Origin of the sequence: Persicimonas caeni (assembly GCF_006517175.1) — a bacterium.
In the GTDB taxonomy this organism is placed as follows: Bacteria; Myxococcota_A; Bradymonadia; order Bradymonadales; family Bradymonadaceae; genus Persicimonas; species Persicimonas caeni.
The window spans coordinates 2,617,726-2,639,014 of record NZ_CP041186.1; the positions used below are offsets into that span (position 1 = coordinate 2,617,726).

At 63.7% G+C, this 21,289-nt stretch carries 16 protein-coding genes; 7 read left to right on the plus strand and 9 right to left on the minus strand.

All coding sequences use genetic code 11. The annotated features are described in order from the left end of the window. The first annotated feature begins 26 nt into the window (after window positions 1-26). Entirely contained in the window at window positions 27-1,340 is a 1,314-nt protein-coding gene (locus FIV42_RS09680; protein WP_168210528.1) for a GAF domain-containing sensor histidine kinase, read from the plus strand. A gap of 2 nt (window positions 1,341-1,342) precedes the next feature. Here the strand turns inward: FIV42_RS09680 and FIV42_RS09685 are convergent, their stop codons facing one another. The 6 genes from FIV42_RS09685 to FIV42_RS09710 all read right to left on the minus strand — a co-directional run bounded on the left by FIV42_RS09685 (window position 1,343) and on the right by FIV42_RS09710 (window position 8,796). After that, a complete protein-coding gene (locus FIV42_RS09685) occupies window positions 1,343-1,735 on the minus strand; it encodes a response regulator (RefSeq protein WP_141197486.1) in 393 nt (130 codons plus the stop codon). Window positions 1,736-1,914: 179 nt separating this feature from the next. Beyond that, window positions 1,915-3,165, minus strand: coding sequence for a GAF domain-containing sensor histidine kinase (locus FIV42_RS09690; RefSeq protein WP_141197487.1), 1,251 nt, complete (start codon window positions 3,163-3,165; stop codon window positions 1,915-1,917). A gap of 135 nt (window positions 3,166-3,300) precedes the next feature. After that, a complete protein-coding gene (locus tag FIV42_RS09695; protein WP_141197488.1) occupies window positions 3,301-5,736 on the minus strand; it encodes a hybrid sensor histidine kinase/response regulator in 2,436 nt (811 codons plus the stop codon). Beyond that, a complete protein-coding gene (locus FIV42_RS09700) occupies window positions 5,733-7,796 on the minus strand; it encodes a methyl-accepting chemotaxis protein (protein ID WP_141197489.1) in 2,064 nt (687 codons plus the stop codon). Before FIV42_RS09700 ends, FIV42_RS09695 begins: the two co-directional genes overlap by 4 nt. Before the next feature lie 5 nt (window positions 7,797-7,801). Then, the gene (locus tag FIV42_RS09705; RefSeq protein WP_141197490.1) at window positions 7,802-8,170 is read right to left on the minus strand and encodes a hypothetical protein; all 369 of its coding nucleotides are present in this window, start codon (window positions 8,168-8,170) and stop codon (window positions 7,802-7,804) included. Between the two features lie 74 nt (window positions 8,171-8,244). Continuing rightward, entirely contained in the window at window positions 8,245-8,796 is a 552-nt protein-coding gene (locus FIV42_RS09710; RefSeq protein ID WP_141197491.1) for a chemotaxis protein CheW, read from the minus strand. 335 nt (window positions 8,797-9,131) lie between these two features. Here FIV42_RS09710 and FIV42_RS09715 point away from each other — a divergent pair, with 335 nt between their 5' ends. From FIV42_RS09715 to FIV42_RS09725, 3 genes are all read left to right on the plus strand, one after another. Next, on the plus strand, window positions 9,132-9,917 hold the full coding sequence (locus FIV42_RS09715; RefSeq protein WP_141197492.1) for a hypothetical protein: 786 nt from the start codon (window positions 9,132-9,134) through the stop codon (window positions 9,915-9,917). Next, window positions 9,910-10,581: a hypothetical protein gene (locus FIV42_RS09720; protein ID WP_141197493.1), complete on the plus strand. Its 672-nt coding sequence runs from the start codon at window positions 9,910-9,912 to the stop codon at window positions 10,579-10,581. Before FIV42_RS09715 ends, FIV42_RS09720 begins: the two co-directional genes overlap by 8 nt. Window positions 10,582-10,675: 94 nt before the next feature. After that, complete coding sequence (locus FIV42_RS09725; RefSeq protein WP_141197494.1) at window positions 10,676-11,494, plus strand: hypothetical protein; 819 nt, start codon at window positions 10,676-10,678, stop codon at window positions 11,492-11,494. 318 nt (window positions 11,495-11,812) lie between these two features. Here the strand turns inward: FIV42_RS09725 and FIV42_RS09730 are convergent, their stop codons facing one another. Further along, a complete protein-coding gene (locus tag FIV42_RS09730; RefSeq protein WP_141197495.1) occupies window positions 11,813-15,148 on the minus strand; it encodes a S41 family peptidase in 3,336 nt (1,111 codons plus the stop codon). A 991-nt stretch (window positions 15,149-16,139) separates the two neighbouring features. Further along, complete coding sequence (locus tag FIV42_RS09735; protein ID WP_141197496.1) at window positions 16,140-17,048, minus strand: hypothetical protein; 909 nt, start codon at window positions 17,046-17,048, stop codon at window positions 16,140-16,142. A gap of 1,223 nt (window positions 17,049-18,271) precedes the next feature. Between FIV42_RS09735 and FIV42_RS09740 the strand changes: the two genes are divergently transcribed. Together FIV42_RS09740 and FIV42_RS09745 are read left to right on the plus strand one after the other, a co-directional pair. After that, on the plus strand, window positions 18,272-18,559 hold the full coding sequence (locus FIV42_RS09740; RefSeq protein ID WP_141197497.1) for a hypothetical protein: 288 nt from the start codon (window positions 18,272-18,274) through the stop codon (window positions 18,557-18,559). Between the two features lie 143 nt (window positions 18,560-18,702). Then, the gene (locus FIV42_RS09745; RefSeq protein WP_141197498.1) at window positions 18,703-19,170 is read left to right on the plus strand and encodes a DUF2203 domain-containing protein; all 468 of its coding nucleotides are present in this window, start codon (window positions 18,703-18,705) and stop codon (window positions 19,168-19,170) included. Window positions 19,171-19,197: 27 nt separating this feature from the next. Here FIV42_RS09745 and FIV42_RS09750 read toward each other — a convergent pair whose 3' ends face one another. Then, the gene (locus tag FIV42_RS09750) at window positions 19,198-20,172 is read right to left on the minus strand and encodes a hypothetical protein (protein ID WP_141197499.1); all 975 of its coding nucleotides are present in this window, start codon (window positions 20,170-20,172) and stop codon (window positions 19,198-19,200) included. Between the two features lie 321 nt (window positions 20,173-20,493). On the opposite strand from FIV42_RS09750, the gene FIV42_RS09755 reads away from it, so the two are divergent. Further along, entirely contained in the window at window positions 20,494-21,243 is a 750-nt protein-coding gene (locus FIV42_RS09755; protein ID WP_141197500.1) for a site-2 protease family protein, read from the plus strand. The last annotated feature ends 46 nt before the right edge of the window (window positions 21,244-21,289 follow it).

Below are 21,289 nucleotides of genomic sequence, written 5' to 3' on the forward strand. Positions count from 1 at the left end.
GACCGGAAAACCACGAAAACTCACACATGTCGACAAGCGGGGATCGACCGTTCGACGAGCACACCACGCCCGAGGCGTTGCGTGCCCTGCTCGATCGTCACGTCAACCAGCAACTGCTCACGGCCAAGCTGAGCAGGCTGGCGCTGCGTGCGCGCTACGCAGACGTGCTCCGTGAGGCCGTCGAGGGGTTGCGCGAGGGCGTCGACGCCGACAACGCCGAGGTGCTCGAGTTGGTGCCCAGCGAGACCAGCTTTCACCTGCGCTATGCGGTCGGCCTCGACGATGCCACCCAATTCGACGAGATCGAGCCGGCCGGCTCTCAAACCGCTCGTGGACACGCGCTTCGCCACAACCAGGTCGTCATCGTCGACGACTTCGACGCTCAGACACGCTTCGAGCGCGCGTCCAGGTTGACGCAGCGAGGCATCAAGGCCTCGATCACCGTGCGCATCCCTGGGCTCAAACGTCCCATCGGGGTGCTGAGCGCCCACTCGCGCCATCCCGGCCACTTCTCCAACGACGACGTCGAGTTTATCCGCACCGTCGCCAACATCATCGGCGAGTGCGCCGAGAGCGAGCGCTCCGAGGAGCAACGCAAGCGGATGTACGAGGAACTCCACCGCGCGATGGACGTGCGCGAGGAGATGCTCTCGGTCATTTCCCACGACCTGCGCAGCCCCGCCTCGGCCATTAAGCTGAGCCTCGAGGTGGTGCGCCGTGCCGTCAAAGATCCGGGCGGCCCGATCACTCCCGAGCAAGTCGAGCGTGCCATCCTCAAGGCAAACTCCAACCTCGACCGGATGATGTCGATGATGGACGACCTTCTGACGATGAGTCGGGCAGAGACCGACGCGTTTGACATCAACTGGGAGGAGGTCGACCTGCGAGAGGTGGTCGAAGAGGCGATCGCCGATCACGAGCGCGCCATCGAAGCCTCGGGGAGTCAGATCAGCATCGAGGGACCGGACGTCCTCGTCGGCCAATGGGACTGGGTGCGCGTCGAGCAACTCGTCGCCAACCTGCTGTCCAACGCCATCAAGTACGGGCAAGGAAGCCCGATCACGATTACGCTGGAGGCTGACGAGCAGACCGCCACCTTACGGATCCATGATCGGGGTCGAGGAATCCCCAAGGGCGAGCGCAAACGCATCTTCGAGCGCTATGTGCGCGTCGGCCCCAAAAAGGAGGGCAAGGGCAACAACAGCTACGGTTTGGGGTTGTGGATTGTGAAACGAGTCGTCGACTCGCTCCATGGAACCATCCGCGTCGACAGCACTCCGGGTGAGGGGACGACCTTCGAGGTGAAGCTGCCGCGCAACGTCGAGGCTGAGACGCGTTGAGGTCAAGACGCCAACGCCGTGGCGACCGCCTCGAGCAACTCGTCTGCCGAAAAGGGCTTGGGCAAGAATTTCGCCCGGGCTTTTTTGCGAAAGCCGTTGACTGCATCTTCTTTGGCATGTCCGGAGATAAAGATCACTTCCAAGTCCGGCTGTAGTTCCAACAACTCACCGGCGAGCTCGTCGCCCTGCATCTCGGGCATGCGGATATCACATACCAGCAGACTCACCTCGCCGCCTTCGTCCTCGCGCAAGTAAGCAAACGCCTGCTCGCAGTCATTGGCGAGCAACACTTCATAGCCCTCACGCTCCAAGATTCGACGGCAAACACGCAACACCATCGGCTCGTCGTCGACTACAAGAATCAGCTCTTTTGTGCTCAACTTCTGGTCCGACACAGCCTCTCCGATCTCGCGGCACTCTCACACTAGCGCGGTCCGAACCTAAACACATTCTGCGCATTGTGTGATTTTCCCCACAATAAATTGAATTGGAAGCATCATAAGGTCCGAGCGACAGCTTTGCCAACCCCCAAATGCATATGTGGTATGGACCGCAACCGCGAAGAGAAGAAGACTCAGCGGGGCAGGTGAATGCGAAAGCGGCGACCGGTGTGGTTCATTCTGTCGACACTCATCGTGCCGCCGTGAGCTTCGACGATCATGCGACACAAGGACAGCGCCTGGATGGAGTCGCGGGCGACTTCGACCTCGCTGTCGCGATTCGCACTTCCGGCGAACGCCGGCCCGCGCACCCGCGCCTGGAGGGTATCGGCGGTCGTATCGCCCTGATCGCAATAGAGCAATTCGATGGTGCCCGAGTCGAGTTCTTGGAGGTGAATCTCGGCGTCGGTTCCGGGCGGCGTCGCCGCCAGTGTCGCCCCCACCAGGCTCTCGATCATCTCGCGCAACAGCTTTCGATCGCCGGCCACAAAGGGATCGCGCAAGTGACCGACGATATACACCCGCCGCTTCGCCTTGGTGAACTGATACTCGTGGAGCTCGACGATCTCCTCGATCACGTCCATCAGGTCGATGTCGCGTGCAAAAGAGGTCAGCGCAGCCTCTGGGTCGAGAAGGATTTCGCGCGCGCTGTGCAGCAGGTCGGCCATCGTATCGACCGCCTCGGTGATATCGTCGAGAGCTTCGTCGACCTCGCCGTCGCCACGTGTGCGTCCGCGCACGTACTCGGCGTCGGCCTTAACCGCCGTCGCCGCGTTGATCACGTCGTGCAGCAGGAAATTGGTCAGCGCCTGGCGTCGAGTGCTGACCTGATGATCGATGGCGATCTTGGCGGCGAGCCCCGACGACTCGATCGTCCCCTCTTGGCGCACGATGAACTCGAGTTGGAGTTCGACCTGACGCGCAATGCTGGTGAGCACGGCGCGTTGATGCGCCGAGATACGCCGGGGCTTGAAGTCGAGCACCGTCAGCGTGCCGATCGGAATGGTGCTGTCGATCATCAGCGGCTGACCGAAATAGAAACAGACCTGCTGACCTTCGACCATCGGCTTGGTCTTCGGAAAGCGTCGGTCTGTTGACAGGTCTTCGCTCAAGAGCGAGTGGCCAAGTTCGATGACCTTTCCACCTAAGACCTCGTCTCGGGGGCGGTCACGCGGCTCGACGCCCACCGTCGATATGGTGCGCACGTGGGCGCGGTCGACCAGCGCGACGACTGCCACCGGTGCCCCAGACACCGAGGACGCGGCTTCGACCATCTGCTGGAAGGCGTCCTCTCGGCGCAGCCTTGCCACGTCGAATGCCTCCACCAGACGCACTCGTACGTCTTCACTATTGGTGCGTGTGACGGATGTTTCGTCGAGACTCAAGGCCTTCCTCGGTTGTACTGCTTTCGCCTGATAAGTATATGCAACAGCGCGACAAATGTAGACGATCAAACCCTCGCGTCAATACTCTTCGCCTGTTTGTCTCTGATCTCTGAATTTCGAGAGCGGAGAGGCCGGCTACTCCCGGTTGAGATACCGGCGGACCATGCCCACCAGATCGCTCTCTTGGAAGTTGAGCTTGACGAGATAGCCGTCGGCGCCGAAGTCCATGGCGCGTTCCTTGTCCTCGGGATCGCCGAGCGTGGTCAAGATGACCACCGGAAGCTCGGCCCACTGCTCCGAGGCGCGAATGCGCTGGAGCAACTCGAGGCCGTCCATTCGCGGCATCTGGATGTCGGTGACGACCATGTCGACGCGGTGGTCCTGGAGCATCTTCCAGCCCAAGTAGCCGTCCTCGGCGACGATGTAGTGGTAGCCGTGGCTGCGCAAAATTCCGGTGACCAAATCCCGCGTGATCTCGCTGTCCTCGACCACCAGCACCGTTTGGGAGCCGGCGGGGCGTGCGCGGTTGACCTGGGCGTACTTCTTGCGCGACCCGACCGTGGCCGGACGCAGTCGGCGATCGCGCTGAGCACGCGAGAAGAGCTCGGAGACATTCAGAAGCGGCACGACTTCGCCCGCGTCGGTCAGGGCGACGCCGCGACACAGCCGCACGCCCCCCAAGAATTCGCCGAACGGGCGGTTCATCGCCTCGCGCTCACCCAACACATGATCGACCCACACGGCCACGCGCTGCGAGCCGCGCTTCACGATCAACACCGTCATCGTCGGGCCCGAGCTGCGCTCGCCGTCGGCCTCCAAAATCTGCGTCCAGTCGTGCAGCGCGATCATCTCATCGTCGAACTCCAAGAAGACCCCGCCGTGGCCCTCCATGAGCTTGTCGCGTGAAATAGCGTCGACGCGCACGACCTCCTTGGCCGCCAGCGCAAAGGTCTTGCCGGCGATGTCGATCATGAGCACGTCGCTCACAGCGCTCGACACCGGCAAAATCAACGTGATCGCGGTGCCTTCGCCGACCTCACTTTCGACCTCGATATAGCCGCCGAGCTCGGTGATCTGACGGCGCACCACGTCCATGCCGATGCCGCGACCGCTGACGTCGCTGACGCTCTCACGCGTGGAGAAGCCCGGCTCGAAGATCAGCGCCAAGGCCTCCTGGTCACTCAACGCCTCGGCGCGCTCGGGGGGCATCAAATCACGCGAAACGGCCTTCTGCCGAATGATCTGCGGGTCGATGCCCCGCCCGTCGTCTTGGATGACCACGCGAATGCTGTCGCCGACGTACTCGGCCAGAAGCTGGATCTCGGCCTCGGGCTCCTTGCCCGACGCCTCGCGCTCCTGCGGGCTCTCGATGCCGTGGTCGACCGCGTTGCGGATCATGTGCAGCATCGGCTCGGAGAGCGCCGACAACAACAGCCGGTCGACCTCGACGTTGCCGAACGAATGAACCAGACGCACCCGTTTCCCCTGCTCGCGGGCCAGGTCGCGCACGGCGCGCGGATAGTGGCTCATGACCTGCGCCAGCGGCACGTGGCGAAGCGTGCGCACTTCCTCGTCGAGCTGCGAGGTGCGCGAGCTGATGCGATACGTCTCGTCGCGCGCGTTGCTGGTAAAATCGTCGAAGCGGTGAGCGAGGCTGCGAAGTCCGCTGATCGCCTTGAGGGGAAGGTGCGGCTCGACGCGCTCGAGCCAGAGGCGAAACTCGTCACGGATCGCGTCGAGATCGCCTAACTCGTAGTTGAGCCGCCGGCTCATGAGCATGACCTCGCCGGCGATATTGCCCAGGCGTTCGAGCTTCTGCAGGTCGACGCGCAGCGTCCCGCCGGCCTGAAGGCGCAACAGTCGGTCCGAGGAGCGCTGCCCACCGTCCTCGGACGCCTCGGAGGCTTCCGAGCTGTCCGTGTGAGCGTCAATGCGCGTGCGCGTCGAGCGGCCGGAGCCGGGACGGCGAAACCCGCCGGAATCTTGACGCGGCTTATGGGAGCGCGCGGCGGCGTCGACCCAGCTATCTTCGGCGAGGTTTGGGTCGGGGTCCGGTTCCGGCTCCGGTTGCCGGTCTTCGGTCTCCAGTTGCCGGTCTCCGGTCTCCGGTTGCCGGTCTCCGGTCTCCGGTTGCCGGTCTCCGGTTTGCGGTTCCGAATTAGAAGGAGCGGCATCCGTCTCTCCCCCCTCCTCGCGGTTTCTGACCTCGTTGACCCGCTCGACGAACCCCGCCAGGTCGACCGGGGCGTCGGACGTACCGGCCGACTTGGTCAGCAACTGGCGGATGATGTCGAGGCCCTCGAAGGCCACGTCGACGGCCTCTTGGCCGACGTCGAAGCGCTTTTCGGTCATCAAGATGAGCAGGTGCTCGGTCTGGTGCGAGACCAGGTTGACGTCGGCGAAGCCCATCATCTTGGCTTCGCCTTTGAGGGTATGAATCTCGCGAAGGAGCTCCTCGGTCGCCTCGTCGTCGCCGGGATCACGCTCCAGCCCCACGAGGACCACGTTCATCTGCTCGATGCGGTCGAGCGCGACGGAGCGAAACTTTTCAATGAGCGAGCCGAAACTCATGGCTCCTCTTCTACCTCAGAGGTCTCTTTTAGCTCGCCGCCGGCCTTCTCGAGTTCGCGCTCGAGCGCGTCGATCTGGTCTTCGACGCTCGAGTCTTCGCTGCCGGCGTCATCCATCTCGTCGTCGTCATCAACGTCGAAATCGTCGAGGTCGTCGTCGAGCTCGAGATCGCTGGTGTCGATGTCGTCGCGGCTCAGCGCAGCCTCTTGCTCCTTTCGACGCTCGGCGAGCATCTTGCGCATCACGTCGCGCTGCTCGTCCTCGGTCATGTTGGTGGCGAACTCGATCGTCGGCTGGTCGGCGCCCGAATCGATGGGAATGCTCGACTCCTCGTCGAGCGTGTTCGGGGTGTCGTCGACCGGAGCGCTCGCCAGGTTCATCGCCGTGGCCCGAAGGTTCGGGGACGACTCCTCTTCGGCAGCTTTGCCTTCGGATTCTTGACTCTCGGAGACCTGGCTGAACGAGCTGGACAGATCCGCCGCGGCCATCTCTCGCGACTGATCGAGCACACTCGAGCTTTGGGCCAACCCGCCGCCACGGTTGCGCGAAGACGCGTCGGACGCGTAGGCGGACCGAAAATTCGAGCTGCTCCGCCGCTTTCTCGAGTTGACCGCCTTGTACTCGGCCGAGGTCGCGGGGTTTTGCGAGATGCGAAATTCGTCGACTAGGTTGCGAAGACTCTCGGCAAGGTCGGCCAACTCGCTGGCGGCCATCGTGACCTGCTGGGTGCCGGCGACGTCCTGGTTGATCAGCTCGCTCAGGTCGTCCATCGACTGGGTGACCTGCTCGGTGCCCGATTTTTGCTGCTGGGTGATCAGCGTGATCTTGAGCGCGTTATCGGTGGTATTCTCCGACAGGCGAGTCCCCTCGTCGGTCGCCATGGCACTGGCCATCGACGACTCGCCGATATCCTCGACCAGCTCTTTGATGTCGCCGACCGAGTCCTTGATATTCTCGGCCAGCCGGCGCATCTCGGCGGCGACCAGCGTAAAGCCCTTGCCCGCCTCGCCGGCGCGCATGCCCTCGAGGCTGGCGTTGAGCGCCAACAAGTCCGACCGGTCGGCGATGCGCTTGATGCCGCCCAGAATCTCGTTGATGCGCTCGGTGTGATTCTTGAGCTCGCTGATGCGCTCGGCGATCGTCCGGTTGTTGTGCTGGGTCTTTTCGGCCGACTTGAACACGTGCTGGGCGTTCTCGGAGATCTTTTTGGCCGACGACAGCAACGTCTCCATGGTGCGCTGCGTCTCCTCGACGCTCGACGCCTGGTGATTGGCGGCCATCTCCTGCTCGCGCAACACCGCCAGAATCTGCTCGGCGGCCGTCGAGATATGAATCGCCGTCTGGGTGATGCGCTCGACCAGCTCACGCAGGCCGGTGACCATCTGGTTGAACGCGCTGGTCAACTCGCCGTCGCCGTCGACCGTCGAGGTCAAATCACCGTCGGCGATGTCTTTGGCGCGCTCGGCGATCGTCCGCAGTTTTTTGACCATCAAACCGAACGCCGAGCCGAGTTCGCCGGGGACCTTCTCGTCCAACAACGGGCTGTCGAGGCGGTCCTTCGAGATCATACGCGCCTGAATGGTCAACCGGCGAAGCTGGTTGGTCATCAAGGCGAAGCTTCGCTCGAGATCGCCGTCGCGGCCCGAAATCGCCAGGTCGGCGTCGGACAGACGCTCCGAGCGCATGACCTTGTCTTCGACCTCGAGCACGCCGATCTTGCCGTCGGCGAGTTGCTTGGCGCGCTCACTCAAGGCGTTGAGCTGGCTGAGCATGCGGTTGGTCGAGGTGATCAGGCGGCCGACCTCGTGGCCGCCGTCGACCACCGGCACGTGGCGCTGATCGAGATCCCCGTCGGCGATCCCCTCGAGCACCCGCGTCACGTTCGACAGCGGCGCGAGCGCGCGCCGGATACCCAGCGCGATCAGAAAACCGGCGATGGCCACTCCCGTCGCCAGCAGCCCCTTGGGCACCTCGATCCACTGGTCGGCGACCAGCGCAACGATGGCGACCGTGGTGAGGGCGCCGATGGCGAACGAAATTCTGACCCACAATTTGTCCATGACGGTTATCCTTGCTCCGTCAACTTACGCAAATCGAGCAACCAGACGATCTCGCCCTTCTCATCGCTGCCGCACGCGCCTTTGAGCACGTCGGGCAGGTAGTTGGCGATCCAGTCTGGAAGCGACAAAATATTGGCCGGCGTCCACTTCTCGAAGCCGTGGACCTCGCCAATCTTGATCCCCAACGGGGGACCGAACTCGGGTTCGACATAACCGACGTGACCGCCGCCAAGCGGCCTCAGGCCCAGCCGGGGGGCCGGGTCGATGAGCGTGATGCCCTGGCCTTCGCCGTAGTCGAGCACGCTGCTGACCTCGTGAAGCTCGATGGCCAACTCCAGCGGCCCGAACCGGGTGCGGATGACGTCTAGCTCCATCCCTCCCCGCGTCGGGGAGGTGCCTCGCGCAGTCCGTGAGGCGGAGGGGGAATCGAGCTGTCCTCGCGTGTCACTCACTGCACCGCCGCATCATCCAACAGCTTGGGCACGTCCAACAGCACGCACGCCTCGTCTTCACTGAGTCGGATACCGGCCGCGTAGCGACGGGTGCGCGAGTTGATCGAATCGGGGATACGGCTGCGGTCGAGCACCTGCTCGGGCCACTCGTCCATGCCGGTGACCTCGTTGGTCTCGATGCCCACCGTGTAGGGGCCCGCCTCGACGATGACCACCCGGCTGGCCTCGACCGCGGCGACCTCGGCCACCGGATCGAGCCAGCGATGCAGGTCCAGCACGCCGATAACTTGCCGACGCAGCACGCTGACGCCGCGCACATGCTTGGGCGCGCCGGGCACCGGCGTCACGTCGAGCTCGCTGACGATCTCGCGCACAAACTCGGTCGGCACCGCAAACCGGCGCTCGCCGATGCGAAACCGCAACACCGACACGGTCTTCTCGGAGACACCCGCCTCGGAGTCGTCGGTCTCCCAGTCGAAGCCGTCACCGGCCTCGGCCGCGCCGATCAGCCCGTCGAAGTCGAGCTTCTGGTCAATTGAATCGCTCATGCACCACGTTGGTTGGGGCGAAGTCTTGCTCGTTTCACCATAAACGATGATGCGCGTCGGTGCACGTTGTTTGCGTTTTCGCAAAGCAACCAGACGTCCAGTCTCCTCTCCACCCGTAGCGAAGCGAAGGGAGGGAGAGGACTAAGGAGAGGAATCCCTTTCCACGCAGCGTAAGCGAAGTGGAGAGGGACCAAGGGAGAGGCCCTTTGCTCGGGACTGAGGCGCAACAACCACACACGTCTCATTCTTCCACAACAAAACATGAATTATTTTGCACAAACATTTGAAACGCGATCGCAAAACATGCACGATGGTGCATGTCTTGAGGAGAAACCATGACCGACGACCTGCCCAAAATCAGCGACGAAGAACTTCGCGAGCGCGTCATCTACTCGCTTTTGCGTCCCGCGGTGCGCCTGGCGCGCCTGTTCGGCGTGCCGCTCAAAGAGATCGTCGCGTCGGCCGAGCTCGCCTATTTCCACGAGCTCAAAGATGCCGGGTTCACCCAGCGCGAGTCCGCCTCGCTCTTCGACGTAAGCACGCGCAAAGTCGCCCAGCTCGCCAAGCGCCTGAAGCAGAACTTCTTCAAGCCCGAGCGCGACGAAGAGCTTCCCAGGCGCATCGAGTTCATGCTGTGGGCGGGGCCGGAGTCGGAGGGACGCATCCACCAGAGCCTCCCGGGCTACTCCAAAGAAGACGTGCGCCACGCGCTCGAACTGCTCGTCGAGCAGGAGCGCGTGGTCCGAAAGGAAGGTCGCACTGTCTACTACGAGGTCCCAAGGAGCGAGTTTCGCCTCTACCAGGACCACTGGATGCCGAAGATCGACGGGCTGAACAACCACCTGTTCAGCGTCGTCGACAGCGTCTTCGGCCGCTTTTTTCAAGCCGACGAGCGCGCGTTCGCCCGCACGCTCAATTTTCGAATTCGCAAAGAAGATATCGACGAGCTTCGACGCCTCTACGAAGAGGTGATCTTTCCGAAGCTTCGCGACCTCGACGAGGCTGCCAAGGCCTCGGACGACGATGTCGAGATGGGGCTGTCCATCAACTGGGCGCCGCATCGCCTCACCGAACTAGGCCTCACCGAACAACCAGGGGACAATGATGAAACGAATGACTAGATGGATAGTGCTCGGCGGACTCCTCACGGGCTCGCTACTCACAACCTCGGCGTGCTCCGCCGACCTCGATCCGAAGGAGCAGGACGACCTGCGCGTCGCCTGCGACCGCATCGACGTCGAGGGCTCCGAGTATTGCGTCTACCGGCAACCGATCACCGAGACGGGCTACGAATGCCCGCAGGACTTGCCCAACGCGATCTCGTTCGAGGGGCACACCGTGTGCAGCGACGAGGAGCAACTCCCGCCCGACCACGCCCAGCCCATCCGCGAGCACTTCGAGGGCAGCCCGCTCGATGGAGGCATGGATGGCGGCAGTTGTGAATGGGGCCAGTTGTCGTGCGACGCCATCGGACACCCATCCATCTACTTCGAGTTTCTCGAGCCTGACGGCCAAGCGTACTGCGGTGACGTGACCATCCGCGGCTGGGATGATGGTTCGACAGGATCACCCACGGGGTGGACACAGTGCGAGTGCCAAAACGGAGAAATGGACTCTACGACGGAAGGCGGCGGATGTGCCCTTTGGGCGAGCCCCTTCGACCCTGGCGAGACTGTGCGTGTCGAAGTCGAAGCGCCGGGCTATGCCACATTCGAAACGACCGCGACCATTCCGTGTGAATGCTACTCCTCGACGTCCGTCGAGGTGCAGTTCGAGAACCCATGATTGCCCGACGCCCCAAGCTCCGGCGCAAACGGCGCGCCGGAGCTTGGGGCCAGCAAGCAGAGATTCCACGCGACTGAAGTCTAGAAACGATACGATGAAACGAAGGACCAAATGGACCATTCTCTTTTCAGCTCTGCTCGCCCTGAGCGCCTGCTCGAAGGATGCAGGCGAGGATATGGAGGTAGAGTGCGAGCGCATCGACGTCGGCGGCACGGCTTACTGCACCTACGAGCAGCCGATCACCGAGACGGGCTACGATTGTCCTCAGGACTTACCCCACGCAGTCGACTTTCAGGGTCATACGGTGTGCTCGCCGACCGAGAGCATCCCAGATGAAGACCGCGGGCCGCTCGAGGAGCATTTCGCCCAAGGAAGCGGTGAGCCTGTCGACGGCGGCACTGATGGTGGCGGTGAGACGACGCTCTCGCAGCTTTGCACTACCCCACAAGCCTACGATGGTCAGACGGTGACGCTCGATGGCAGCCAGATCGAGACCATCAACGTCGGAACGACTCGCGGGTGCCCCGACACCGGTGAAGGCTGCTGCAACGCCGTCGTCACCGGCTTTGTGTTGGCCTGCGGACAAAACCAGGTCGGCAACGTCGACCGAGACACTGCTATTGTCCTAGTCGCAGGCGACGACGCGGGATTCGAATTCGTCCAGGGCGAGGTCGTGACCGACGAAGTTGCAGATCTGGAAGGCCTCGTGAAGGGTGAGATCCGCATGGGATGCGTCGGACAGGAGTGCTACGAGGTATGCGGCCCAGCCGCTCCTGAGGAAATCATCTCCTTCACCGGCACCTTCCGTAGCTCCGGCGGCCCGTTCTACCCCACCACTCGAGGCGGCCTCGGCGATCCTCCCGGCATCTTCGATTACGCTGTGGAGGTGACGAATATGGAGGTTGCCGAATAGACGTGGCGCATGTGTGAAGTCGCAACGTCCCCCCCAAGCTCCGGCGCCAAAAGCGCGCCTGCGCATGGGGCTATCAAAGCGGGGATTCCGCCCTTCGGGCTCCAGGTGGCGTCGGCCTCGATTCGAGCAAAGCCTTCGCCACCTGAAGCTCCCAGGCAATCCGCCCCACGAACCACATGTGCCGAAACGTGCAGGGCCCACGAGAAGCGAGCCCGAAGGGCGTTACCACCCTTTGATAGCCCCCTGCGTAGGGAGCGCGTAGCGCGACCGAAGCTGGGGGTTCGAGGCGCCACGAACCACCAACCCCCTACGCTACAATCAGTCCAACCCTTCCGGCGGCTTCATGCTCGGATACGGCGCAAAGTCGGGCACCTTCGGCTTCTGCTCCTCCAACAACTCCATCGTCTTCGCGATCGCCGCGTCGAGCTGCGGATCTTCGCCTTTGGCATAGGAGCTGGGCGGGTTTTCGACCTCGATATCCGGGTCGGTGCCATAATTCTCCACGCCAAACCCGACGTCCTCGAACCAGAACGAAAATTCGGGCTGAGTCGTCACCGAGCCGTCCACCAGGAAGTGGCGCGGCCAGATGCCGATGACGCCGCCCCAGGTGCGCTTGCCCAACAGCGGACCTAGCTCCATGAGCTTGAAGGTGTGGCTGAAGATGTCGCCGTCGCTGCCGGCGTGCTCGTTGGTCAGCGCGACGATCGGGCCCATGACCGACTCTTGCGGGTACGGCATCGGCTGGCCCCAGCGCTGGATATCGTAGCCGACGCGCTGGCGGGCGAGCTTTTCGAGGATGAGCTGGCTTACGTGGCCGCCGCCGTTGAAGCGCACGTCGACCAACAGCCCCTTTTTGGTGTTCTCGGACATATACGCCCGGTGGAACTCGGCGAAGCCGAATGGGCCCATGTCGGGGATATGCACGTAGCCGACCTGCCCGTCGGTCGCCTCGTGGACCTTCTTGCGGTTGGCGAGCACCCACTCGCGATAGCGCGCGCTGAACTCGCTGCGCAGCGTCTTGACGGTGTGGGTGGCCACCTCGCCCGAGTCGGCGTCGACGACGGTGAGCTCGACCTCTTGGCCCGCGCGGTTGACCAGGCGCTGGTCGACCGAGACGTGCTCGGAGACGCGCTGGCCGTTGATGGCCACGATCACGTCCCCTGCGGCGATGTCGACGCCCGGGCGAGCCAGCGGGGAGCGCTCGTTGGGCTCCCAGGTCTCGCCGGCGACGATATGCTCGATGAGGTAGCCGCCGACTTGTTTCGTAGAGGCCCCCGTCTGGCCGCCGCGCTCGTACTCGAAACCGGGGTCCCAGACGATGTCGGCACCCAGGAATCCGGGATGGTACTGCGGCGGGCGCGGGTAGTCGCCGCCGATCTCGTAGGCGTGGCTCGTGCCGAGCTCGCCCTGCATCGTCCAGACGACGTCGGAGAACTCGCTGCGCGTCGACACGCGGTCGAGCAGGCCCGAGTAGCGCACCCAGACCTCGCCCCAGTCCACCCCGCTCATGTCCTCGCGCCAGAAGTGGTCGCGCATCAGGCGCCACGCCTCGCGCAGCATCTGCCGCCATTCGGCGCGCGGCTCGACGCCCACCGACAATCGGTACAGGTCGATGAACCCGGTGCGCCTGGACGGCGTCTCGTCGTCGGTGTCGGCGTGAATCGGCCCCTCGCCCTGTGCGCTGACCACCTGCAGGCCGGCGTCGGTCCACATCGCCATCGTCTTCAAGTCCGGCCCGAGCACGAACTCCGACACGCCCTTGGCGAACGTCTTGGTGCGCCGCTTGTTCAGCGAGAAGTAGCGCAGCGTGCCGTCGCCGTGGTCGTCGTCCCAGCCCTGCCCGAGGCTCCCTTTGACCGGGTGCATCGTAAAGAAGACGCGGCTTTCAGTCGCGGCGAGGTCGCCGTAGGTGCCCTCGCGGCCCGGGAAGACCTCCACGCGGCGCTCGATGCCGGCGAAGTCAATCTCGAGGCCCTTGCCTTTCTGCTCTTCGTTCCCCTCGCCCTCTTCGGAGCCCTCGTCGCCGTCTTCGTCGCCCTCCTCGTCGTGCTCCTCGTCGTCTTCGTCGTGATCGCCGTCCAGCGGACGCGGCTTTTCGACAAACGGAGACTCGACCTCGTCGCGCAGGGTGACCACGCACGGCTTCATCGCCCGCGGGAAGCTCAGCTCGAAGAAGACCTCGTCGTAGACCGGGTTGAACTTGCGGTACGACAAGAAGTACAGGTAGCGCCCCTTGGGGTCGAAGACCGGCTCGATGTCGAGGTAATTGCCCGACGTGACACGGTGCCAGACACCTTCTTCGAGGTCGTAGATGCGGATCTCGCCGGTCGAGAAGTCATTGCCGAACCCGTAGGCGACCCAGCGCCCGTCCGCAGACCAGTCGAACCCGTTGATGCGAGTGTGCTCGCTCTTGTCGAGCACCTTGGCCTCGCACGACTCCAGGTCGAGGTGGACGATCTCGTGGCGGTGGTTCGTAAAGACGAGCGCGTCGCTCTCGGCGGCGACTTTGACCTCGAGCGGCCGCCCGATGTCGAACTCACCCGTGTCGACGGCCTCGGGCGCTGCCGACCCGTCGACGCGGTGGATCTCGAAGCGCTCCTCGCCGGTGGCGTCCGACGACACCACGATGCGCTCGCCGTCGTTCAGGTAGCGCGGCAAGCGATAGCGCGTGCCCTGCTCGGCCCCCGTCTGGCGCACCGCGCCCTCCCAGTTGCCGAAGTTGAAGAGCTTTCCGCGCGTCGTCACCGCCAGCGAGTGCCCCTTGGGGTGCAGCGTGAAGTCGTCGAGGTAGTCCTCGGCGTCGACGAATTTGCGGTTCAGGTCGGTCTTGGGCGAGGCGTAAGTGCACTCGATCTTGCTGGACTCGCCCGAACTGGCCTCACCCGACGCCACGTCGAGCCGCCACAGCTCGCCGCCCACCGTGTAGACGATCGTCTGGCCGTCGGTGCTCGCAAAGCGCGCGTAGAACCCGACGTGGTCGGTGTGGCGCTCGAGCTCGGAGCCGTCGGGCGCGCACGAGTAGATATTTCCGTAGCCCTCTTCGTCGCTCACAAAGTAGACGCGCTCGCCAATCCACATCGGCCGAATCAACCCCGCAGTCTGCTCGGCGAGCAACCGCTCCCAGTTGCCCGAGCCGTCCGCGTCGATCCACAAAACGCCCGCGGTCCCGCCGCGATAGCGCTTCCAGCGCGCCAGATCGTCCGAATGCCGACACAACACCACGCCGTCGCCGTCGGGCTGGTACGCAATCGAATGCGCCGGCCCCACCGGCACCCGCTGCGGCTCCCCACCGTCGACCGGCACCGCATACAGCCCCACCGACCGGCTGAACGGCTCGCGATAATTCGACCGAAATAGCACCTGCGCGCCGTCCTTCGACCACCCCACCGTCGTCGACTGCGCCCCGTTGAACGTCAACTGGCGCGCCGCGCCGCCCTGCGCGTCCATCACGTAGACCTCGGGCGTGCCCTCCTCGGTCGCCGTAAACGCGATCTGCGAGCCATCGGGCGAGAAAAACGGGTGCGACGCCGCGCCCTTGCCGCTCGTCAGGCGTCGAGCGACGCCCCCCTCGAGCGAGACTTCCCACAGGTCATCTTCGCTGACGAAGACGACACGATCATCAAAGACGGTCGGCTGGCGGTAGTATCCGTGCATGTTGTTCTTGGGTTGTGTTGTGTTTGCGTTGGTGAGGCGTGTCGGTAGCTGCGAGCGAATCGCCTAGCGAACGGTTCTTGGTTCTTGGTTTTTAGTTCTTGGTGCTGCGCGATGTGCGTTTGGGCTTTCTATACCAGCAATGCCCAAGAACCAACACTCGAACGCGGGAGCGCAGAGATACGGAAACGCGGAAACGCGGAGGCGCGGAGCGCCGTGGCGCTGAAGATTCATCTGAACGCAGCGGAAAACGCTGGAGTTCCACAGCGCTGCGGCCCGTCGACGCGCCGGCGGGGGAGCAGCCTTCTGCAGCGGTTACAGCGAACCTCAGATGAATCTTTAGCGCTTCCGCGTGCCGCGGCTCCCGCATTCAGCGGGCTCGGCGCTTCCAGCGCTGGTAATCGGTGCGACTGCATCCCTGCTCTCGCATACGAGGGCAAGATGCCCTCCCTCCGATTTGCAGGGCAAGATGCCCGCCCTCCTAAGGCATAGGCGACAGCCTCGAGACGCCACAAAGGTGATGCCCAGCGCCGCGGAGCGCGAGACGGTTTCAGGCACTCATGATTGCTCACAAGTTGGAGGGCAGCTACCACGGTCGATTCACCCCGTGTCCGCGACCGTGCCCGTGACCGTGACCCGTTGTTAGAACCTGCAGCGAGTGCAACAAGACGATACAGCTCCGTTCGAATCCGTCAGCTCAACTTCGAACTCAGCGCCACTGCGACCTCGTTGCAGCTACGAACGGCGGGTCACGGTCACGGCCACGGTCAGGGACACGGGCTCAATATGACCTCACGGCCGACCACGATCACGATCACGACTACGATCACGGACAGGGCGTACGCCTACGCCGTTTTGTTGGGCCTCTGGAAGCACGGTCGCAGCGTGCGGCCTCCCGGCCCGCACTGGGGCGTCCTCGCCCCTGCTCGCGTGTTCCCCGCAAGACACTCGCACGCCCACGCGGAATCAGACATCGTATCGCCCGCCTCACCGACTACTGGGTCTCCCCCGAGCGAGTGACCCTGAAGCTGTGCGAGCTCACGAGCCCCTCACCCTGACGAGCATTGGGCAACGACAGACTCCACGCACAATCCCCCTCGGCCGCGATGGCCACGTTCACCCGCAGGCGAGAACTCGACGCGTCGTCCTCCACGATGCGCGCAGAACAGACGTCTGGCGTGGACGTCAACACTGCGGCTGAGGGAAAGGCCTGACAGAGACGATGCTGAGTCGTGAACAGCTTTGGGCGGAAGTTCAACTCGTCTCGAAACGCCACACTTTGCGGCTCGCCCACCTCGACGCGCTCGATTTGCGCCTCGTCTACCTGCGCGATCTCCAAAAGAGGCTCGCCATCCTCCGCGACCAAGGAGAGCGCGCCGGCTTGGCGCGACGTGCGGACCCGAAGCACTCCTACCTCATCCACCTCGCGAACGATGGACGCATCGGTATCCCCCTCAACCTCCACGGGATAGTGACCGTATCCGAGCAGCGTCGTGTGACCATCGAGCAGCGTGTAGCGTAGGTCGACGGTGCTGCGGGTGAGATAGGCCGGCGCATCTTCGAACGGACACCCATGCGAGACCCGCGCCGACGTAGCGTCTGCTGCTGATACCCGAAGCGAATCAGACACCGTCGTCTGGCCCGACGTCGACACGGTCGACATGACCGAAAGTTGCACATCTCCGGGGGCGTGAGCCCGGACTACGAAGGAGTTCTGCTCGACCGAGTCGACCGAAATGACGCCCGGCTCGCTCGACACAACACGCTCGATCCGCACGGACGGCGCTTCCAGCGCACGATCGTGGGAGTCTTGGGTCTTCACGGCGATGCGCTGTCTGCTTCCCACCGCGAGCGTGGCCTCTGTGGCATAAGGGGAGTAGGGCACCTCGAACTCGAAGACCAAGTTTCCTTGCTCTCCTTCGAGGTGGAAGCCACAAGACACACAGGACAAGAGGCCGACCATCGCGCCGATGCCCCATACGATTCTTGCAGTATCCATCACTGTCCCCCGCTGGGTGGAGTAAAGCTGAGTGGTGTAAGCGAAGACAGCCGAACCATAACAGACGCCGCATCCAAAGTCATAAACAGCGCGAGACGGTTTCAGACACTCATGATTGCTCACAAGTTGAAGGGCAGCTACCACGGTCGATTCACCCCGTGTCCGCGACCGTGCCCGTGACCGTGACCCGTTGTTAGAACCTGCAGCGAGTGCAACAAGACGATACAGCTCCGTTCGAATCCGTCAGCTCAACTTCGAACTCAGCGCCACTGCGACCTCGTTGCAGCTACGAACGGCGGGTCACGGTCACGGCCACGGTCAGGGACACGGGCTCAATATGACCTCACGGCCGACCACGATCACGATCACGACTACGATCACGGACAGGGCGTACGCCTACGCCGTTTTGTTGGGCCTCTGGAAGCACGGTCGGAGCGCGCGGCCTCCCGGCCCGCACTGGGGCCTCACCGAGGCCCCGTCGAAAATGCGTAACGCAAGTCGAGCGCGAGACGGTTTCAGACACCATGTTCGGCCTCGCATACGAGGGCAAGATGCCCTCCCTCCGATTTCGAGCCCAAGATGCCCGCCTAATGCATATGAGACAGCCTCGAGACGCCACAAAGAAGGCCTCGGAGATTTCTCCGAGGCCTTCTTTGGCAGCCAGATCGCCTCGGAGATTCCTCCGACGCCTTCTCGCTCACCGCGATGGCCTCCCTGCAACCTCCGAAGCCTTCCCGCTCACCGCGAACGACTTTTTGCCATCTTCGAGACCATCCCGCTCTCCAAGATCGCCTCGGAGAAATCTCCGAGCCCTTCCCGCTCTCCAAGATCGCCTCGGAGAAATCTCCGAGCCCTTCCCGCTCTCCAAGATCGCCTCGGAGAAATCGAGCAGCCCTTCCCGCTCTCCAAGATCGCCTCGGAGAAATCGAGCAGCCCTTCTCGCTCTGCGAGGCCGCCTCTACGAGCCAAAAGAGACGTTCGCGGGGCCCACAGACGTGTGGGAGATCGAGAAAAGGCGTTCGTCGCCTGCGCGGTCGTCATGGACGCGCGATTGACGTCGATTCACACGGCGCGGTCGAGATGGCATGATCGGAGACAGACTTCACGCCAGCCACGCCGGAAGACCCATGGATGCTCTGGAAATCATACTGACGATCTTCGTCGTCGTCGGGGTCATCTTGAACTGGTTCAGGTTCCGCGGCCCCAAGCTCACCCGCGGCAAGCGCGTCGACCCGTCGAGCTCGAAGGAGCCGACCAACTTCGTCGAGGCCGAACTCGCGCGTCGACGAGCCGAGGGCCACGAGCCCTCCACCCCTTTCGACCGCGCCCCCGTCGAGTCGCTCGACGAGCCCACCGACGCCGCGCCAAAGCCCTCCGACGAGAGGTCCAACGACTTGTCCGACGGTGAGTGGTAAACCAGAAAGTGCCCGCCCCACGCCCCACGACTCGAGACCCAAGACCCACGGCTCGAAAAGCCACCACGTTTGCAAGTCGCCCCCGCCTTGTGCCATACCGACACGTGAAAAAGAGAGCCACCCACACCCGCCTGGAGTGACACATGCAAAAGCGGTACTTCACGGTCGCAGAAGCCAATGAAATGATTCCGTTTCTGGAGAGCGCGTTCACCCGCATCATCCAGATGCGCCACCAGATCGGCGACATCATGCAGTTGTTGCAGCTCGTCGACGCCGCCCCCGAGCGCGACGACTTCGAGGTCGAGTTGCCCGACGCCAGCCCGGCGGTCATCCACAACCGCGCCACGCTCAAGGCCCTGATGCTCGCCGTCCAAGACGAGCTGACCAAAATCGAGGCGACCGGTTGCCTGGTCAAAAACCTCGAGAACGGCTTGGTCGACTGGTACGCCACAAAGGGCGGCCGCGACGTCTTTTTGTGCTGGCACGTGGGCGAAAAAGAGGTCTTGTTCTGGCACGACACCCGCGAAGGCTTTCGCGGGCGCCGCCCCATCGACGAGCTCTACGAACTCGACGAGACCTCGGAGGCCGAGGAAAACGCCCAGGCCTCCTAACCCCCTAACTCCCCTAAACCCCTGCCTTTAAGCCACCATACACCCAGCCTCCCCGGCCAACATCCACGTCAGCTTGACCTCCTGCGCGTCGGCGTCCAACTCGCCGACGCGCACGCCTTCGAGCGCCCCGCCGAACACGCAGAACGTCCCGTCATCGAAACGCCTGGCCACCCCGGCCGGCACCAATAGCGAGTCCAACAAATCGACCGTGGCGAAGTCGAGCGTGCGGTGGGTTTGCACGCCTGCGTCGTCACGCGCCTCGCCCAGAAAGGGCGCGAGCCCCATGTCGACCCCGCTGTCGAGGTTCTCCTCGGCGCATTGGCGCGCGAACATGCTCGCCGCATGGACGAGGCCGCCGAGGGCGTCGATCGGGTAGCGCTCGTTCGGTGAGAGCTTTCGCAACGCGGCGACGATGGCGGCGATGGCGGAGAAGACCGCCTCCTCGATGTGCGCGGCGGTCTGCTCGGGGAAGAGCGATTCGTCGCGCCAGCCTGGCTCGATGCCCGCGGTAAGGTCTGCGTCAGGCTCCTCGCCGGTGAACTCGGCGCGGCCGCGGGCGTGGGTCGAGTGCGCCACGCGCAGGCCCCACGCAGGGTGCAGCCCCATCAAGATGAACAAGCCCGCGGCCGCCGCCGGGGGAACGAGCAGGCGGGTGAACGCCTCGAGCAAGAGCCGGCGCGCGGCCGCGTCGTCCCAATGAGTCAGCTCGGCGAGCTGCATCTCGGGGGCGAAGCCCTCGCGGCGGGCGCGCAACACCCCGCAGCCGCACGCCAGGCCGGCCAGGCCCGACCAGCCGCCCGGCGGGCTCATCCCGTAGCGCTGCTCGAGCTTGCGACACTCGCGCGAGTCGAGGCGCCACGCGCCCTCGACGCCCAGCTCGCCCTCGGCGTGGGCGTGGGCGAGCAGCTTCATCAACGGTTCGTGCACCCCGGGCGCCTGCGGCTCCTGGTCGAGCGGGCGGCCATTTTCGACGAGTTCCAAGTACGCGTGCAGTCCGTGCATCTGTATCTCCTCGCGGATTTTCTCCGCGCGTCTGTTTGTTTTGAAAGTCGAGCGACTACGAGGAACACGGTGTCGTGGCCCTCATATAGGTTTTCGGCAAAAGGGGCCGAATCGTTGCGTCTTTCGCCTAACTTTTTTTACGGCGGGACTGCGCGATCGCGCCTCGAACGGCCCTAGAAGGCCTCCGAGCCCTGATTTTGCGACAGTGGAAGCAACGAGCTTCGTAGTTAAGTTTCTAATGGCATGCACTCAAACTCGCTTGATTTCGCGGCACGGCGACGGTAGGTCGTGCGCTAAACGGCCTGACAACGAGAAGTAGCTATGTTTGGCACATCCGAAAAACGCTGGAAGCTCTTTACGCTATCGGGACATGACGTCTACCTGACGCCCTGGTTCCTGTTTCTGGTCGCCCTGTTCGCCTTCAGCGGACTGCGCGCCGGGGCGGGGATGGAGGCGTTGACCGAGATCATCATCTGGGCGCCGGTGCTCTTCGGCGGCATCCTCTTCCACGAGTTCGGCCACGCGTACGCGCTGCAGGCGTACGGCTACGGAGGAAGCCGCATCGTGCTGCACGGGTTTGGCGGGGTCACGGTCAACGAGCGCCGCGGGGTCACCTCCCCGGGCAAGTCGATCGTCATCAGCCTGGCCGGCCCGCTTGCGAGCCTGCTGCTGGGACTGCTCTCGGCCGGCGTCCTGCTCGTCTACACCGGCAGCGGCATCTCCGAGGCCTTCTCGGGCGGCGGCCTGCTGCCGTCGTTCCTGCAGACGATGGCCGTGGTCAACCTGGTCTGGGCGGTCTTCAACATGCTGCCCATCAACCCGATGGACGGCGGCCACATCGTGCTGCACGGGCTTCGCTGGGGCCTCAAGAATGACCGCAAGGCGATGCGCTACTCGGCGATCAGCTCGCTGGTCTTTTTGGGCCTGCTCGTCTTCGGCGTGATTTTGATGGGCTTCACCGGCCTGGGCCTCATCTGGATTTTGGTCCTCGGCGGTATGTTCGCCATGCAGAACTGGCAGATCTACAAGGCGACCAACCAGCCTAACCGGCGGTATCCGCGCGGGTTCTAAAATCAATTGAGTAGGGCCCTGCAGAGAGCGGGGCGCCCTCTACATG